Source organism: Streptomyces sp. NBC_00005, assembly GCF_045160215.1.
Lineage (GTDB): Bacteria > Actinomycetota > Actinomycetes > Streptomycetales > Streptomycetaceae > Streptomyces.
Genome location: NZ_CP108316.1, coordinates 8,511,093 through 8,528,208 on the forward strand (window position 1 = coordinate 8,511,093; position 17,116 = coordinate 8,528,208).

General features: G+C 70.1%; 11 protein-coding genes. 1 reads left to right on the forward strand and 10 read right to left on the reverse strand.

The genetic code is table 11. The annotated features are described in order from the left end of the window. Positions 1–56 precede the first annotated feature (56 nt). The 6 genes from OG303_RS38895 to OG303_RS38920 all read right to left on the reverse strand — a co-directional run bounded on the left by OG303_RS38895 (position 57) and on the right by OG303_RS38920 (position 8,702). Entirely contained in the window at positions 57–3,896 is a 3,840-nt protein-coding gene (locus OG303_RS38895) for a lipopolysaccharide biosynthesis protein (RefSeq protein ID WP_405874523.1), read from the reverse strand. Next, entirely contained in the window at positions 3,889–4,689 is an 801-nt protein-coding gene (locus OG303_RS38900; RefSeq protein WP_405874525.1) for a polysaccharide deacetylase family protein, read from the reverse strand. The genes OG303_RS38895 and OG303_RS38900 overlap by 8 nt, the downstream gene beginning before the upstream one ends. Beyond that, a complete protein-coding gene (locus tag OG303_RS38905) occupies positions 4,682–5,689 on the reverse strand; it encodes a glycosyltransferase family 2 protein (RefSeq protein ID WP_405874526.1) in 1,008 nt (335 codons plus the stop codon). Before OG303_RS38905 ends, OG303_RS38900 begins: the two co-directional genes overlap by 8 nt. Next, positions 5,686–6,537, reverse strand: a complete 852-nt coding sequence (locus OG303_RS38910) for a glycosyltransferase family 2 protein (protein WP_405874528.1) — start codon at positions 6,535–6,537, stop codon at positions 5,686–5,688. Before OG303_RS38910 ends, OG303_RS38905 begins: the two co-directional genes overlap by 4 nt. 347 nt (positions 6,538–6,884) lie before the next feature. Then, entirely contained in the window at positions 6,885–7,184 is a 300-nt protein-coding gene (locus tag OG303_RS38915) for a hypothetical protein (RefSeq protein ID WP_405874529.1), read from the reverse strand. 306 nt (positions 7,185–7,490) lie between these two features. Continuing rightward, positions 7,491–8,702 (reverse strand): S8 family peptidase, encoded by a 1,212-nt coding sequence (locus tag OG303_RS38920; protein ID WP_405874531.1) that lies wholly within the window; start codon positions 8,700–8,702, stop codon positions 7,491–7,493. A 315-nt stretch (positions 8,703–9,017) separates the two neighbouring features. On the opposite strand from OG303_RS38920, the gene OG303_RS38925 reads away from it, so the two are divergent. Continuing rightward, positions 9,018–9,824: an SGNH/GDSL hydrolase family protein gene (locus OG303_RS38925; RefSeq protein ID WP_405874533.1), complete on the forward strand. Its 807-nt coding sequence runs from the start codon at positions 9,018–9,020 to the stop codon at positions 9,822–9,824. Here the strand turns inward: OG303_RS38925 and OG303_RS38930 are convergent, their stop codons facing one another. The 4 genes from OG303_RS38930 to OG303_RS38945 form a co-directional block, all read right to left on the reverse strand. Continuing rightward, positions 9,825–11,438, reverse strand: a complete 1,614-nt coding sequence (locus OG303_RS38930; protein ID WP_405874534.1) for a serine/threonine-protein kinase — start codon at positions 11,436–11,438, stop codon at positions 9,825–9,827. A gap of 63 nt (positions 11,439–11,501) precedes the next feature. Beyond that, on the reverse strand, positions 11,502–13,244 hold the full coding sequence (locus tag OG303_RS38935) for a sulfite exporter TauE/SafE family protein (protein WP_405874536.1): 1,743 nt from the start codon (positions 13,242–13,244) through the stop codon (positions 11,502–11,504). Further along, positions 13,241–15,097 carry a tetratricopeptide repeat protein gene (locus OG303_RS38940; protein WP_405874538.1) on the reverse strand — a complete coding sequence of 619 codons (1,857 nt, stop codon included), beginning with the start codon at positions 15,095–15,097 and terminating at the stop codon, positions 13,241–13,243. Before OG303_RS38940 ends, OG303_RS38935 begins: the two co-directional genes overlap by 4 nt. A gap of 259 nt (positions 15,098–15,356) precedes the next feature. Further along, a complete protein-coding gene (locus OG303_RS38945; RefSeq protein ID WP_405874540.1) occupies positions 15,357–16,889 on the reverse strand; it encodes a DUF4331 domain-containing protein in 1,533 nt (510 codons plus the stop codon). Positions 16,890–17,116 lie beyond the last annotated feature (227 nt).

Genomic DNA, 17,116 nt, shown 5'->3' on the forward strand with positions numbered 1-17,116 from the left:
GTCGAGCCACTTCACGGCACGCGAACTTACTTCATCCGAACTCGCCTCGTCCGAACTCACTTCATCGTCACGAACCGCTGGATCAGCGAAGCCAGCAGGACCGCCAGCAGAGGCAGCGAGAACCAGAAGCTGCTCTGCAGCCACCGCAGTTGCCGCACCCTCGGCCGCATCGCGACCCGCACGACCTCGCGCGCCGTCAGCATCAAGATCAGCGCGAGGGCGGCCAGGGCGCCGACGATCGACCACGGTGTCCAGGTGATCTGCGGTCCGATCGGGCCCGGGTCCGGCTTCGGCACCTTGCCCTCGGGCTGCTTCTTGAGGGTGTACAGCATGGCGTCGCTGTTGACGTAGACCCTCTTCAACTCGGGCCGCTGGTCCAGGTTCTGGATCAGCCGGGGCTCCCAGGTGTCCGAGTAGCCGACGTCCATCCGGAGATAGGTCATCTGGCTTTCGTTGATCATCAGGTACGAGTTCGGGCCCGCGTCCTTGAGCGCCTTGACCAGGCCCGACACCAGTACCGGGTCGGCCGGCGCCAGCGTGGGCACGTAGTTGACCCGCTCCATGTCCTTCGCGCCCCACGGCATCGCCGGCGTCACGTCGTTGACCGTGTCGTTGCTCAGCCACAGCACGCGGACGGTCGGCTTGTCGTGGGCGTACACGTAGTCCATGGCCGCGACTTCGCCGGGCCGGACCCGCTCGAACGGTTCGTTGCCCCAACGGGCCACCAGGAAGCCGCCCATGAGGACCAGTCCCGCCATCAGCGCGGCCAGCGGGGCGAGGCTCACCCGGTCCTTGTCGCGTTCCTCGGCCGTGACGCCGGTGCGCGGGAACAGGGCGAGCCCGGCCAGCAGCGCCGCGCCCGGCACCGCGAACATGAAGACGCGCAGGGCCATTTCGCCGCCGTACGACTGCATGCCGAAGCCCAGGAACGGGACGAACGTCAGCACCATCAGCGACCGCTCGCGGTACTTGTGGTCGCGTCTGCGCCACCAGCCCCAGCAGGCGAACGCCATCACGCTGCCGGCCAGCGCCACACGCGTGTACAGGACGAGCTTGTGGGTCGAATCGCCGCCCTGGATACGGCCGGAGACGGATGTCGAGACATTGCTGCCGACGCCGCCGACCCCGCCGAACAGGTCGTTGAAGTGCCCGGACCAGTACGGCTCGGCCATGAAGCCCAGCCAGACCGCGACCAGGACACCGAACAGGATGGGCAGGCCGCGCAGTTCGGACCGGCCGATCATGACGAGCACCGCGAGCACGCCCAGCATCACGAACGGGGTGAGCTGGTGGGCCGGGACGCTCGCCGCGAACAGGCCGATCAACACCCCGAGCAGGACGGCCTGTTGGCGTCGACTGGTCGGTTCGACCTCCGCCTCGCCGGGCCGCCGCTTCGTCCAGACCACCCGCGGCGCCCGGAACCACACCAGCAGGATCGCCACGAACGCCAGGTAGAGGAGGAACGTGAAGCCCTGCGGTGAGAAGTAGTCCTGGCCCACCCAGCCGCTGAGCACGAAGATCCAGATGCCGGTCCACTTGGCGCGCCAGCTCGCCCGCATCGAGCGCACCAGCAGGAACATCGGTGCCAGATAGAGGAGTTGGATGGTCAGCGGCCACCAGCGGATGACCTCGGTGAGGTCGGTGACCCCGCAGGCCTTGGTGACGAACGCGGCCACCGCGAAGAAGCCCGGCCAGCTCCAGCGCGCGTCCAGGTCGGGCACGGCCGAGCCGGTGCGGTCGATGTAGTCGAGGAACCCGAGGTGCTGCCAGGCCGTCGGGAACCGCGGCTCGGTCTCGATCACCGCGGGCAGCGCGTGCAGGGACACCACGGTCGCGAGCAGGGTGACCAGCAGCAGCGTCTTGTGCTCCCGGCCCAGCCAGAGCAGCGAGGCGAACACCGCGACCAGCAGCGCCGCCCCGACCAGCGTCGGCAGCGGCAGGATCGAGATGAGGCCGAGCCCGCCCATCTCGTTCAGATCGGCCTCGCCGAGCCGCAGCGCGGGCACCCAGTACAGCAGCAGCGCCGCCACCAGCAGACAGCCGAGAACCACACCGAGCCGGGTGGGCTGCAACCGCTCGCGCCAGGACGGAGAGGGTGGATCAGGTACTCGTACGGGCGTCTCTTCGCGTACGAGCGACGCCTCCGCCTCCTGTACGACCTTCTCGCCCGAGGCGAAGTCGGCCTCGAACTCGGCGGCTTCGAACTCGGCCGCCTCGAACGGCGCGTCCACCTCCAACTCGGCCGGCCCCAAGGACGCCTCCGTACCCGGCTCCCGCTCCTCGACGGGCAGCCCCAGCTCCGGGTTCTGCGCCCAGGTCGGCCGGTGGTCGGCGCGCGCCACGGGCGTGCCGGTGGGCGGGGTGCCGGGCCCCGGGCGGACGTCGGGGCGGCGCTCCTGGTGGTCGAAGTCGACGTGGATGCCGAGCGCGAGGGTGTCGCTGTCCAGCGCCCAGGCCGGCCCGCGCTTGCGTGACTTCTCCGTGGTCGGGACCTCGCGCGCCCCCAGGTCGGCGAGGTCCCCGTCGGGTGCCGCGTCCTCGGGGACGGCGGCGGTGGGCGCGGCCCTGAGCGTCCGGTACAGCTTCGGCGCGGCGATGACGACGATCACCGCGAGCGAGGAGATCTCGGCGACGCCGGCGCCGGTCAGCCCCATGCGGGGGAGCAGCAGCAGCGTCAGGCCGAGCACCAGAACGCACAACAGGCCCTGCAGCCAGGCGAGTCCGGACGTACGGCTCTGCGCGCGCAGGACGGCGAAGTACGTCTCCATGACGACCCGCAGCAGTGCGCCGACCGCGAACCAGCGCAGCAGCGGGGTCGCCGCCTGCGCGTATCCCGCGCCGAACACACCGAGGATCCATGGCGCCCCGATGAACAGCAGCCCGCAGATCGGCAGCATGATCCGCGCCATGCGCTTGAGCGCCGCCCGGGTGTTGGCGGACAGCCGGCCCGGGTCGTGCGAGCCTTCGACGGTCAGCGAGGCGCCCATGTTGATGGCGAGCAGGTTGACCGTGCCGCCGATCGTCGTGGTGATGTAGAAGTACGCGTTGTCCTCGGAGCTGACCTGCGAGGCGATGATCACCGGGATCAGGTAGACCACGGCGAGCGAGAACAGCGAGCCGGTGTAGTCGCCGGCCAGGAACCTGCCGATCTCCTTCAGCGTCGGCGGCTTCGCGTGGTCCGCCGTGGCCTCGATGTGCCGGGGAACCAGCTTGCGGAACACCAGGATGCCGAGCGGCACCACGGAGGTGGCGATCGCCAGGCACCAGGAGACGAAGACACCGGTCGTCGGCATGCTGACGGCGAGCCCGACCAGCAGCGCCAGCTTCACCGCCGAGAACACCGTGTTGCCGACCGGCACCCACGGCGCGCTGCGCAGCCCGGTCAGCACCCCGTCCTGCAGGGTGAGCAGGTTCCAGGAGGCGACGGCCATGATGAAGCCGAGCCCCTTGATCGACCCGTGCAGGAAGCTGTACGAGGGCCCCCAGGAGTCGAGCGTCAGCAGGAAGATCCCCGCCGCGAACGACACGACGACACAACTCGCCGCGTACGTACGGAAGATGAGGCGCCCGGTGGCACGCCCGGCGACCGGGATGAAGCGGGCCAGGGCGCCCGTCAGGGCCACCGCCGTCAGACCGGCCAGGAACTTCATCGCGGCGATCGCGGCCGAACCCTGCCCCACCGCGGACTCGGAGTAGTAGCGGGCGGCGATCAGCCAGTACCCCAGGCCCAGCACGGCGGAGATGCCGGTGTTGAGCATCAGGGCGTACGCGTTGCGGAACAGCGGACTGCCGCCCTTGGACCTGCCCATCCCGGGCAGCCGAAGGCGGCGCCCCGACTGCTCGGGCGCCTCGGTCGCGGACTGCGAGGCCTCGGTCGTGGTCGTCGTGTCAGACACGGGAGCTGATGGCCTTCCGGCGGACCTGTCGTGCTCTGCGGACCATGGCGTACCCCTTGGTGAGGACACGGTCCCTGGCGAAGTTGCGGGCGATCGCGCGGCCCTCGACCAGCATCTCGAACTCCTCGATGCCCGTGCCGCGGCGCACGGTCACCCGCTGCAGGGCGTACGGCCCCTGCCGGCGGCGCGCGAGGCCGTTGCCGACGGCGAGCGCCTGGGTGTACCCCGTCTCGCGCACCGTCTCGCGCACCCGGCGGCTGGAGTAGCCGTACGGGTAGGCGAACGAGGCCGGGACGGTGCCCAGTTCGTCGGCGACGATCTCCTTGCAGTGGATCAGCTCGTGCCGCAGCGTCGTGTCGTCGAGCTGGTCGAGCTGCGGGTGGGTGTGGCTGTGCCCGCCGATCTCGACCTCCGCGGCGGCCAGTTCGCGCACCTGGTCCCAGTCCAGCATGGTGTCGAGGCCGCCTCCGGTGTCGTACGCGCCCTTGATCCAGCCGGTGGAGACGAACAGGGTGGACGCGAAGCCGTGCTTGGCGAGCACGGGCAGGGCGTGCCGGTGCACGCCCTCGTAGCCGTCGTCGAAGGTGATCAGGACCGGGTGGGCCGGCAGCGAGCGGCCCGATCGCCAACTCGCCGCCAGATCAGCCGTGTTGACCGGGGTCAGGCCCCGGTCGCCGATGAGTGCCATCTGCTCGGCGAACGCCTCCGGTGCCACCGACAGTTCCCGGGTGGCGTCGTTCGGCGCGGTCGCGACCGAGTGGTACATGAGAATCGGCACGGGCGCTTCAGCCATGAGATCCCCCCTGATCCCCAGCACTGATCTCCACCACGGAGAACGTTGCGCCGCCCTTGCGGGCACGGACGCTCCCCACCACGTACCCTCCGGCCGCCGTGAGCACCCCGGCGACGATCGCGCCCGCCCGGCCCGCGCCGCCCGGACGGGCCAGCACGGCGTCGCGCAGCCCCCGCGCCACGCCCGCCGGCAGTACCCGGGTGGTGTACCGGCGCTCGGACTCAAGTCCCTTGTCCGCACCGACACTTCGCGCCACCAGCGCCTTGGACAGGCCCTCGGCGTACGCCCGCGTGCGGAAGTACCGGAAGTGCTCGCGCGCCTCGGGCACCCGGTGGTGGATCACCGCACGGTCGTCGATGAGCAGGATCGCGTCCGGTCTGGCGCGGGTGAGACGGATGCACAGCTCCGTCTCCTCGCAGCCCAGCGGGCGCTTGTCGCCGTCGCGCCCGATACCGGTCGCGAAACCGCCCGCGGCGTCGAACGCCGTACGACGGAACGAGGCGTTGCCGCCCAGGACGTTGCGCACCCGGACCAGGCCGGGCGGCAGCCCCTTGTACGTGCAGCCCACCACCCAGTCGAACTCCTCGGGGAACCACGCCGGACGGCGGCCCGACGCCCAGATCGGCATCGTACGGCCGCCGACGGCCATCACCCGCGGATCGGCGTACCCCTCGGCGAACCGCCGCAGCCACTCCCGCTCGGCCACGGCGTCGTCGTCGAGGAAGGCGATGACCTCGCCGCGCGCCGCCGCGATGCCCGTGTTGCGGCCGGCGGACAGACCGCGGGGGCCCGCGTTGGCGAGCACCCTTACGTCGGCGTCGTCGACTTCCTTGTATTCCTTGGCCAGTCGGTCCAGCAGAGCCGGGTTGTGGTCGACGACCAGCAGGGTCTCCAGAGCGGGGTGTGACTGCGCCCGCACCGAGGAGACCGCCGCGAGGATGTCCTCCCAGCGGTCCTCGGTGTAGACGCAGATCACGACGGAGATGTCGAGATCGCTCAAGACGCCTCTCCCTGGACCGAGTCGAGCGGGACCGGGTCGAGCCGGCCCGTGTCGAGCATCGGCGAGTGGTGCTCCTGGCGGCGCAACTCCCGTCGGTTGGACCGCTCCTTGAGGATCACCTTGAGCACCCGGATCCCGTCCCGCACGGCCCGCAGATTGCTGGTGCCGTGGATGCGGAGGTACTCGTGGCTGGGTATCTCCTGCACCTTCAGCCCGGCCTTGACCACCCTGATGTTGATGAGTGTCTCGATCTCGAAGCCGGTGCAGTCGAGGTCGATCTTGTCGAGGCAGTGCCGCCAGAACGCGTTGTATCCGTAGCAGAGGTCGGTGTAGCGGGCGCCGAACTTGCGGTTGACGATCGTGCACAGCGCCCAGTTGCCGAGCTTCCGGATGAACGTCATGTCGTCCGTGCCGCCGCCGTTGGCGAAGCGGGACCCCTTGGCGAAGTCCGCGCCGGAGACCAGGGCGGAGACATAACTGACGATCTCGTTCCCGTCGGCCGAGCCGTCCGCGTCGACCATCACGATGATGTCGCCGGTGCACGCCTCGAAGCCGGTGATGAGCGCGTCGCCCTTCCCCTTGCCGCGCTGCTCGACGACCTTGACCTTCGGCCACAGCTCGCGGGCCACTTCGACGGTGTCGTCCGTGGAGTTGCCGTCCACCAGGACGACTTCGTGTATCCAGTCCGGAAGTGTCTTGAACACGTAGGGGAGATTCTCCGCCTCATTCATGGCGGGGATCACCACACTCACCGGCGGCGTGATGGCCAGGTGAGAAGAGATCGGTCGGTATTTGCTGGCTATTGACGGATCTTCGCCCGTGGTCGCCGGGCGCAGAACAGAACTCATGAGTCTCTGATCCCTCTCGTCCGGTGGACCGCCCGCCCCCGGGCGGCCCGGTTATGTGTCCGGTTCGAAAGGGGGGTTCACGCCTGTGGCATGACGAAATGGATCTCCGTGCACGCCGAGGCGAGCTGGCAAAGCTGGCCGTCTGCCGCAAAGCGGCAGCCGGTCGCGCGGCACGACTCGGTCACCAGTGCGGTCACCGAGCACGGCACCCCCCTACCGCGCCCCGCTTCGGAAGCCATCGCGGTTCTTGAGCCCTCCCCTAGAGCCGCTCGATGATGGTCCGATGCGGGTGAGATGTACGACGGTATTGATGATTGAACCTGTATGGCAAGACCTGGAACGAGGCCTCACGTTTTTGTTGGTTTGACCGTTACACAGCCCAGAAGAAGGAGAAAACTGATCACGGTCACGGCGATGATTCCCCCGCGCACCGACCAGCGGTGAACGGCCAACATGCCCTGCGCCACCAGCATGTTGAGGACGACCGCGCCGGCCAATGCGGCGAGGATGCGGCCGAGGGGTTCCAGCCCGCGCAGCGCGACCGCGATGGCGGTGGCGGGAGCGGCGAGCAGGAAGAACAGGGTGAACGGCCCGCGCAGGGGTGAATCCGAGTCGACGAGCGCCAGAAGCGCGCCGAATCCCCCCACGGCCGTAGCGGCGCCCGCGAGCAGTGGCGACAGGTCCCTCCCCGGTCCTGGTCGCGCTCGCTGTGTGCCGTCGGTTGAAGGTCTCTTGATACGGATGGTCTGCATTGGCGACTATGCCCCCCAGCGCGCCGGATGCCGGACTTCAATGTCGCGCAGCGCAAGAGCGGCCGTCAAGATGCGGAAGCAGTCCATAGCTGTTCTTGTCAATTCTTAAACATGCGTTCCCCGGAGGCGCCGGCTGCCTCCGGGGAACGGTCGTTCGGGTCGTTCGGGCCCAGCAGGTGGAGCGGGTCGAGCGGTCCGGTACTACGGGACGAGCTTGAGGAGCTTGTTCGGCGAGCCGGTGCCCGCGCTGGTGACCACGCCGGACGTGGCGCCGTTCACCAGGGCCGTGGCGACCTGGGCCGGGGTGGACGAGGTGTGGCCCGCGAGATAGACCGCCGCGGCGCCCGCGACGTGCGGGGTGGCCATCGAGGTGCCGGAGAGCGTGGCGGTGGCGGTGTCACTGGTGTTGTAGCCCGCGGTGATCGAGGAGCCGGGCGCGAAAATGTCCAGAACCGAACCGTAGTTGGAGTAACTGGCCTTGGCGTCCGCACTGGTGGTCGCGCCGACCGTGATCGCCGTGGCGACACGGGCCGGGGAGTACGAGGAGGCGCTGGCACCGTTGTTGCCCGCCGCTACCGCGTAAGTCACCCCGCTGGATATGGAGTTGGCGACCGCGGTGTCCAGCGAGCTGGACGCGGTGCCGCCGAGCGACATGTTGGCGACCGCCGGGCTCGTGTGGTTCTCGGTGACCCACTCGATGCCGTCGATGACGCCCGCCGTGGTGCCGGAGCCGCTGTTGTCGAGCACCCGGACCGCCACGATGTCCGCCTTCTTGGCGACGCCGTAGGTGGTGCCCGCGATCGTCGTGGCCACGTGGGTGCCGTGGCCGTTGCCGTCGGAGGCGGTGGTGTCGCCGTCGACCGCGTCGTAGCCGTAGGAGGCACGGCCGCTGATCTGGGTGTGGGTGATGCGGACACCGGTGTCGATGACGTAGACGGTCACGCCGCTGCCCGCGGTGTCCGGGTAGGTGTACGTGCCGGAGAGCGGAAGTGCGGCCTGGTCGATGCGGTCGAGGCCCCAAGGGGCGCTGGACTGCGTGGTGTCGGCCAGTCGGACGCGCTGGTTCTGCTCGACGGAGGCCACCGACGGGTCGGCGGCGAGTCTCCTGGCCTCCGCCGCCGAGAGGGTGGCGGTGTAGCCGTTCAGCACGGTGTCGAAGGTCTTCTTGACCGTGCCGCCGTACTCCTTGATCAGGCCCTTGCCCGCCGTCGAGGCCGCCTTGAGGCCGGCGCCCTTCTTCAGCGTGACGATGTAGCTGTCCTTGACCGCCGTGGGGGAGCCGGCGGCCAGCACCTTGCCCTCGGCCGGGGTGGCGGCCAGGGCGGGGACGGCGGTGAGCCCGCCCACGAGAGCGGCGGTCGCCAGGCCGGTCGTCGCGGCGAACCGGAACTTCTTGCTACGCAGTTGTGCCATACGAGGGAGTCCTCCTCCAGGCTGCGCGCGCCTGGGTCGGGCGCGCGACTGTGGGGGGTGCGCGCGTCATCGCGCACACGGCCCGGAACGACGCGTTCCCGTCCCAAGCTGGAGTAAAGAATGAGTGATCTACGCACGTAGAACAAGGGAGTTGAGGGGCTGTCAACAAATCTGTCATGGGCACGTAATCAAACGCATGGCGAACCCACAGTGTGGGAGTCGGTGAGAGCGGAAAAGTATTGACATGGACACTTCCGATCAACACGCGTAGTTGGTACGACAGTTATGGCAGAGATCCTGCTATAGGGAGGTTCCATGAGACGTTCCCGAATTGCCGTTTTCGTGAGCTCGATCCTCCTCGCCGCCGGCACGGCCCTTACCGGGGCCACGGCGGCGCAGGCGTCCCAACAGGCCGCAGCCACCGGCTATGTGGCCCTCGGTGACTCCTACTCCTCCGGGGTCGGAGCGGGCAGCTACATCAGCGCCAGCGGTGACTGCAAGCGCAGCACGAAGGCCTACCCCTACCTCTGGGCCGCCGCTCACGCGCCGTCCACGTTCGACTTCACGGCCTGCTCGGGCGCCCGAACGGGTGATGTTCTGGCAAGTCAGCTGGGCCCGCTCAGCACCGCCACCGGCCTCGTCTCCATCAGCATCGGAGGCAACGACGCAGGTTTCGCCGACGTCATGACGACCTGTGTGCTCCAGTCCGACAGCGCCTGCCTGTCACGGATCAACACCGCGAAGGCGTACGTCGACTCGACGCTCCCCGGACAGCTGAACAACGTCTACTCGGCGATCAGCAGCAAGGCCCCGAACGCGCACGTGGTCGTCCTCGGCTACCCCCACTTCTACAAGCTCGGCGCCACCTGCGTCGGCCTCTCCGAGACCAAGCGGAAGGCGATCAACGACGCGGCCGACTACCTGGACACCGCCACCGCGAAGGCCGCCGCCGACCACGGCTTCACCTTCGGCGACGTCCGCACCACCTTCACCGGCCACGAGATCTGCTCCGGCAGCTCCTGGCTGCACAGCGTCAACTGGCTCAACATCGGTGAGTCGTACCACCCGACCGCGGCCGGCCAGTCCGGCGGCTATCTGCCCGCCCTGACCAGCGGGGCCTGATCACTCGGAGGGTGACGGCGAAGTACTGGGGGAGGCCCCGCCCGTCGGGGTCTCCGCCACACAGGTCACCGAGAACGGAACCGAGTTGGACGTCGTGTGCACCGGCGAGCGCACCTCGACGCTGATCTCGTTGCGGAAGGTCCCCGTGCTGTCGTAGGTCGTCACGAACGCCCTGTCCTGCTTGGTCTTCGAGCCGCCCTGCGGGAAGGACAGGGTCTTCCATCCCTGATCCATGACCTGGCCGTCCTTCGACAGCCAGCGGTAACTGACCTGGGCCGGCAGCTTCCCCACCGTGAACGTCGCCGTGAAGCCGGGCGCCTGGCTGCTCGACGGCGGACAGGTGCCGGAGTACTCGGTGTTCGCGCCCGCGACGGTGACCTTCACGGACTGGGGCGCGGTCGAACGACTGCTGCTCGGGGTCGGCGTGGGGCTGACGGCTCCGCCGCCCGACTCGGTGTCGGTGGCGGTCGGTGAAGTCCCGCTCCCGGAACGGGTGTTGGCGTTGTTGTCGCCACCGTCGCCGTTGTCGCGGTTCAGCAGCGCGTACGTCAGCCCGGCCAGCGCCAGTGCGAGCACGACCGCGCCGACGACCAGGACGGCGGCGGCCCGGCGGTTGCGCGGCGCGGTCGTGGCCGTCGTCGCGGGGGTCGGAGCAGGCTGCGTCGGTGTGGTCGGGTACGGCCTCGGCGGGGTCGGCGGCCCCTGCTCCGGGTGACCGGCGATCGTCGGCGTGTAAGGGGTGGTCTGTACTCCGTCAGCACGGGGTGTGCCTCCCCCAGAGGGGGTACCCCCAGCTGCGATGATCCGCAGGTCCTGCTCGGCCCGGTCGGCCGGCAGCCGCTCGGCCGGGTCCTTGCGCAGCAGCCCCTCGATGACGGGGGCGAGCGGACCGGCCCGCAGTGGTGGCGGCAGCTCCTCGTCGACGATCGCGCGCAGGGTGTTCAGGGGCGTGGCCTGGCGGAAGGGGGAGTTCCCCTCGACCGCCGCGTACAGCAGCACGCCGAGCGACCACAGGTCGGACTCCGGACCCGGCGTGCGGCCCAGCGCCCGCTCCGGCGCCAGGAACTCGGGCGAGCCGATGACCTCGCCGGTCATCGTCAGCGCGGAACTGCCCTCCACCATCGCGATACCGAAGTCGGTGAGCACCACCCGGCCGTCGTTCGACAGCAGCACATTGGCCGGCTTCACGTCCCGGTGCAGCACCCCGGCGTCGTGCGCGGCCCGCAGCGCCGCGAGCACCTCGGCGCCGATGTGCGCGACCCGCTGGGGCTCCAACGGGCCCTCGGCGTCGAGCAGTTCGGCCAGCGAAATGCCGCGGACCAGCTCCATGACGATCCATGGGCGGCCGTCCTGCGTGGCCACGTCGTACACCGTGACAACGTTGCGGTTGGCGACCCGGGCGGCCGCCCACGCCTCGCGCTCCAGACGGGCGTACATCCGCTCGATGTCAGCGGTCGGCAGTCCGGCGGGCGCGCGCACCTCCTTGACGGCGACCTCGCGGTGCAGCACCTCGTCACGGGCGCGCCACACGGTTCCCATGCCGCCCTCGCCGAGGGGGGACAGGAGTCGGTAGCGGCCCGCGATCAGACGTTCACTGCCCGGTTCTTCGGACACGGGCGTCCCCCATTCGCATCCGTGCGTTTTCTCCACTCCGCGTGATTTCTCCACAAACGTAGCTCAGCCGAGTGCGGATGCCGCCCCCTTGAGCACCAGTCCGACCCCGAGGGCCACGACGAGGAACGCCGATCCCAGCGGAGCGGTCCTGCGTACGAGGGTCGCCATCGGGTGGGTGGTCCAGCGAGGGCGCCTGTCCAGCACACGGTTCATCCCTGTACCCAGCTTGACGACGGCGAATCCGGCGGCGGTGAGGGTGAGGGCGAGCCCGATGCCGTACGCGACGACGAGCAGCAGCCCGAACCAGGCCTGACCGAGCGCCGCCGCGCCGACGAGCACGACGACGGCGGAGGGACTGGGCACGAGGCCGCCGGCGAAGCCGAGCAGGATCGTGCCGCGAAGGGTGGGGGCGGTGGAGTGGGTGTGCGTGAAGCCGCCGTGCGTGTGCTCGACGGTGTCGGGGTGGGTGTGGCCGTGCTGGTGGTCGTGATCATGACTGTGGCCGTGATCGTGGGTGTGCGCGTGGCTGCGGTCGTGATCGTGGCTGTGCGGGTGGTCGTGATCGTGTGTGTGGCCGGAGGTGTGCGGGTGGGGATGGGCCTCGGTGGTCGCCGAGGCGGCCTCGGTGTGCGCGGCGACCAGGACCAGCGCGCGTTCCTCGGGCTCGTCGGTCTCGTGCGTGTGGGTGTGCCCGCCGGGGCCGTGCGGGCGCGGGTGGTCGTGGTCGTGCTTGTGTCCGGGCCCGTGGCCATGGGTGTGCCCCTGTCCGGGGCCGCGCTGGCGCCAGGCCCGGCGTACGAGGGTCGCGCCCGCGCAGGCCACCATGACGCCGCTCGCGATGCCCAGCCAGGCGATCACCGAGGGTGCCGCCGCCGAACCGGCCGTGACCAGGAGGCCGAGGGCGACCACGCCCAGGGTGTGGGTGACCGTCACCGAGGCGGCCAGGGGCATGACGTCCTTGAGACGGGCGCGGCCGCCGCGGGCGGCTGCGGTCGCGGCCATCAGGGTCTTGCCGTGCCCCGGGGCGAGCGCGTGCATCGCGCCGAGGACGACCGCGATGAGCAGCGAGAGCGCGGCGAAGCCGACGGTGAGGTCGTGGCGGGCGACCAGGTTGTTCAGGGCCTGTGTCCAGCGGTCGGCGCCGCGCGGCAGGACAGAGGCGGCGGGGGCGTCCTGCTGCTCCTCGACCAGGGCCGGTCCGCCCGCGCGCACGCGCAGCGAGGCGGACGAGGTGTCGGCCGGGGAGGAGAGCAACTCCTTGGGGTAGCTGGTGAGTTCGTGGGACACCGACGTCTTCGGTACGTCCGTCGCGGTGAGCGTCATGCGGTCGCCGCGCGCGGTGATCTCCCGCCAGCCGGGCCCGGAGGTCGCGCCCTCGCTGTGGAAGCCGAGCTTCACGGTGTCGCCCTTGGGGAGCGGCGCGGTCAGCCTGCACTCCACCCGGAGCGTGTTCAGTCCCGCCTGCCCGGGCCGTAGGTGCGCCTGGCTGCTGCCGACGGTCAGGGCGGTGGCCCGTCCGTCGACGGTGACCTTGCTGCCGTCGGCCGCCTTCTCGCACCGCTCCCGCGCCCACTCGGTCATGCCGAGCCGCTTGATGTCGGGCTTGGCCTGGGTCGCCGGGATCTCGGCGAGGTCCTCGACGTGGTCGACGCGGAGCTTGCCGGGGGCGGCGACGAGGCCGTCGTAGCGGTTGACGGTGAAGTTGCCGAGGGGGTGCGCGCTCGCGCTGGCAGAAGGGATCAGCGCGAGCGCGCAGGCCGCCGTGAGGACGGCCCCGGTGGAGGCGAGCAATCGACGTGGATTCACTTCGCCGCCCCCAGGTCCTTGAGTGCCTTACGGGCCTCGCCGGCGCCCAGCGGCGAGAAGCCGGGGTTCAGCTTCAGCGCCGCCTTCAGCCAGGTGCGGGCGTCCTTCTCGTGGCCGGTGGCCCGCTCGATCATGCCGCGGTGGTAGAGGAACGAGGCGTTGCGGTACCCGGTGGCCGTCGCCCGACGGGCGTACGGGAGGGCTTCCTCGTCCTTGCCGTTGACGTGCAGCGCCCAGGCCAGGGCGTCCGCGGTGTGCACGGTGTGGCGGCGGGCCCACTCCGCGCGGGCGGCGCGCAGGGCGGAGGCCTTGTCGCCGTGGTCGGCGGCGGCGAGCGCGGTGTCGAGGTCGGCGTTGACGCCGTTGGCGCGGGCCAGCGCGATCCAGGCGTCGACCAGGGCGTACTGGTCGCGGGCCTTCGCCTTGTCGCCGTCGGCGCCGCGGTCCTCGTACAGCTCGCCGAGTTCGACGAGCGGCTGCGGCAGCGGGTAACGGGCGACGACCTGCTCCATGCCCTTGATCGCGCCGGCCCGGTCACCGCTGGCGTACTGGGCGCGGGCGCGGCCCTCGAGTGCCGGGAGGTAGTTCTCGTCGGCGGCGAGGGCGCGCGCGTAGTAGGTGAGGGCGCTCTTGTAGTCGCCCTGGTTCCAGGCGAGTTGGCCGAGCTGGGCGGCCACGTACGAGATGTCTCCGGGCGTGGAGGAGGTGTCGAGGGCCTGTTCCAGGACCCGCCGGGCCGTCTTCACGTCGCCGCGCAGTTCGTGCACGTACGCGTACCGCGTGAAGACCGGGACGCCCGGACGCCGGGAGTCGGCGGTGTCGGCGGCCTTGGACGCCTCGGCGTAGCGGCCGAGTTCGACGAGGGCGTCGATGCGGGAGGAGAGCGCGTTCTGGCTGTAGGGGATCTCCTTCAGGACCTGGTCGGCGTACTTCAGGGCGTCCGTGAAGTCGTGCCGGGCCGCGGCGAGGGCGGCCTGGCCGGTGACGGCCTGTTCGTTGCCGGGCTTCAGGTCGAGGGAGCGCTTGAGGGCCTTCTCCGCCTGCGGGTAGCGGGAGGGGTCGCCCTTGGTGCGGGCCTGCTCCACATACGCGAGACCGAGCGTGGCCCAGCTGCCGAAGTCCTTGGGCTGGGCGCGGAGTTGGGCCTGCAGGGAGACGATGCTCGCGTCGAGGCTGCCGCTGGAGAGCAGCGCCGGTGACATGGCGCTGGGCGCGGACGCGACGGTCGTACCCCCGTCCCGGAGAGCGCCGACGGCGATGGAACCGGAGGTGAGCGCGATGGCCAACAGGACGACGGTCCCGCCGAGTTGGAGCCCCCGCAGCCGACGGCCGGCTGCCCCCACCCGGCGAACGGCGGCGACCCGCTGGTCGTCCGACGCGCTCTCGGGGTGCGTGCGCCCGCCGGGGCGAGACGGCTTCTCCTCCGCCGTACCCTCGGCGGCCGCCGCACGGGACGCCACGTCGGCGACGGGCTCGCCGGCCCGCCCCGAACGCGACCCGCTGCTGGGCCCCTCTGCGGGGCCGTCTCCCGGGTCGCCGGTCGTCTGCCGGGGAACCGTGGTGGGTGCGGTGGCGGTCGCGGGCGTGGTGTCTTCGGTGTCCGTCTCGCGGGGTGCTGCTCCGGTGCTGGGCCCCTGCGCGGGGCTGTCCACCGGGCCGCGGGCCGTTGTCGTCCGGGCGCCCGCGTCGGGCCCGGTGTCGCCCGTGGTGGTGGAGGGCTCTGGCTCGGGGGCCGCCCGTCCGGGCGTGTCCCCGGCTTCCTCGGCGGCCTGCGCGACCTCGGGGTCCGGTGCGGTGAGGGGCGTGCCGCCGCTCTCCTTCTCCGGCTCGGTGTCGTTCGTACGCGGGGCCATGCCCTCTCCTCAATCGACGCGCTGTGAAAGGAAGTTGTGGGGGTGCGTGGGCGGCGCGGCCCGCGCCGTGGGGGATGGGTACGAGCGGGCCGCGCCAGTCGGTGGGGCGGGCAGGAATGCGCGGACCGGGCGGCGCCGCTCGGATGTGCCGCCCGATCCGCAGTTCACCCGGGCCCCGGTATCTGCCCGGCGGACCGGTTCGGCGGCGCGGCCTGTAGGAAGCCGTTGTTCGCCGCCGACCCGATCCGCCGGTCAGGCCTCAGTACGCCCGGCCCCGCATCCGGCGCCACCACATCAGGGCGGCACCGATCAGGGCGATTCCGGCCGCGCCGGCGCCCGCGGAGGCGGCGATCAGCGTCTTGTTGTCGGACCCGGCGGAACCCGCCGGCTGCAGGGCGTCGCCCAGCTGGTTGCGGACGTCGTTCCCGCTGGTGACACCCTTGGCGGTGGCACCACGCGAACCGGCCGTCGGGTTGGCCAGGTACGGGAAGGAGTGGCCGAAGTTCTTGTCGTTCTTGTCGACCGCGTCGCCCAAGTCGTTCTTGGAACCGACCAGTTCACCCTCGACGACCTGCAGCGCCTCGTCGATCACGTCGTCGGTGAGGCGACGGCCGTTCGGGAAGCCCGCGTTGTCACCGTCGAGGACGCCCAGCCGCTTCGGGTCGGCGGCCGGCTTGATCGAGGTGTTCAGGCGCAGTTCCTCCGCCGGCCGCACCTTCGGCGGCTGGTTGAGGCCCTTGACGCCCTTCAGGAAGACGTCGACCAGGTCGTTGCGCGGCTCGGCGGGGGCCTTGATCTTGTAGATCCCCTCGATGAGCTTCGGCAGCTCCGGGTTGGTCACGTTCTTCAGGAACTGCGCGTCGTCCCACGGCGAGGACGCGTTGAACTTGTCCTTGTCCTTCAGCGGGTTGACGACCTCGTTGACCAGCGGGTTGCCCAGGCGCGAGACCTGCTCGTAGTAACCCTGCGCGTTCTTGCGCTGCGTGGTCGACCAGATGCCGACGATCGGCTGGTCCTTCGACTCCGTGATCATGTCGGTCGGGATCTGCAGGGCGATCGAGTTGACGTTGTAGCCCTTGAGGGTGTCCCGGCCGACCTCGGAGAGGTTCCCGCCGTACAGCAGGTCGAAGACGCGCAGGTCCAGGAAGAACGGGTCGTCGGCCTGCCCGGCGAACGTCTGGGTGCCGTTCGCGAGCTTGTAGATGGCCTGCTTGCGCAGCGTGTTGTAGTCCGGCATCGACGCCTTGCCGACGTTCGACGGAGCCACCGGCACATCGTCGGCGAGCTTCGTCTTGTACGTCACCTTCTGGTTGTGCAGCTTGATCAGCTCGATGTCGTACGTCTGCGTGACGTTCAGGTCGGGGTCGTCCAGACTGGTGACCGCGCCCGTGTTGTAGAGGAACGTCTTCTTGTTCTTCGTGTGGGTCTTGAAGGTGTAGCGCAGCAGCAACTCGCCCTGCGCGTCACCGTTGTTGTCGATGTGGACGTCGTACTGGGCGTCGTCGGCGAACGTGTAGAAGTTCGGACCGCCCGCCGGGTCCTCGAAGGGGATCCAGTTGGCGATGATCGTCGTCGTGTCCGGCTTGTCCGGGCTGACGAACGCGTACACGTCCGTGTTGTCGTACTGGGGCTGCCCCGAGATGAGAGGGGCCTCCCGGTGGCTGGAGGCGGAGGCCGCCCCCGGTTCCAGCGTGGCCACGCCGGCGGCTGCGAGCCCCCCGGCGGCCAGCGCGCCGGCTATCAGGGTCGCGATACTCCTGCGTCCCGTACCGCTCCTGGAATTAGGTGTCATGCCGTCCGTCCTCAGTCCCAACTTGCCTGACGAACGCTGATTCGGAGCGGTCGGCAGGGTGGATTGGTCGAATCCCAAACGTTCTTACGGCGAACTTGGAATCTTGTTTCATCGAGGACCGACCCGCGTTTTCGGGCACGCTGATCCGTAACCCCATCCGGAGGTGCGTTCGTTGCGAATGCCTGGTGTGACAGGACGGGGCCCATGCGGGCGGGGAGAGGGGAACC

What these genes read in the sequence shown, in the direction of transcription:
- OG303_RS38900 (WP_405874525.1), bottom strand. Translation starts at nt 4,689, where the DNA reads ATGGCTGAAGCGCCCGTGCCGATTCTCATGTACCACTCGGTCGCGACC.
- OG303_RS38940 (WP_405874538.1), bottom strand. Translation starts at nt 15,097, where the DNA reads ATGGCCCCGCGTACGAACGACACCGAGCCGGAGAAGGAGAGCGGCGGC.
- OG303_RS38910 (WP_405874528.1), bottom strand. Translation starts at nt 6,537, where the DNA reads ATGAGTTCTGTTCTGCGCCCGGCGACCACGGGCGAAGATCCGTCAATA.
- OG303_RS38945 (WP_405874540.1), bottom strand. Translation starts at nt 16,889, where the DNA reads ATGACACCTAATTCCAGGAGCGGTACGGGACGCAGGAGTATCGCGACC.
- OG303_RS38925 (WP_405874533.1), top strand. Translation starts at nt 9,018, where the DNA reads ATGAGACGTTCCCGAATTGCCGTTTTCGTGAGCTCGATCCTCCTCGCC.
- OG303_RS38920 (WP_405874531.1), bottom strand. Translation starts at nt 8,702, where the DNA reads ATGGCACAACTGCGTAGCAAGAAGTTCCGGTTCGCCGCGACGACCGGC.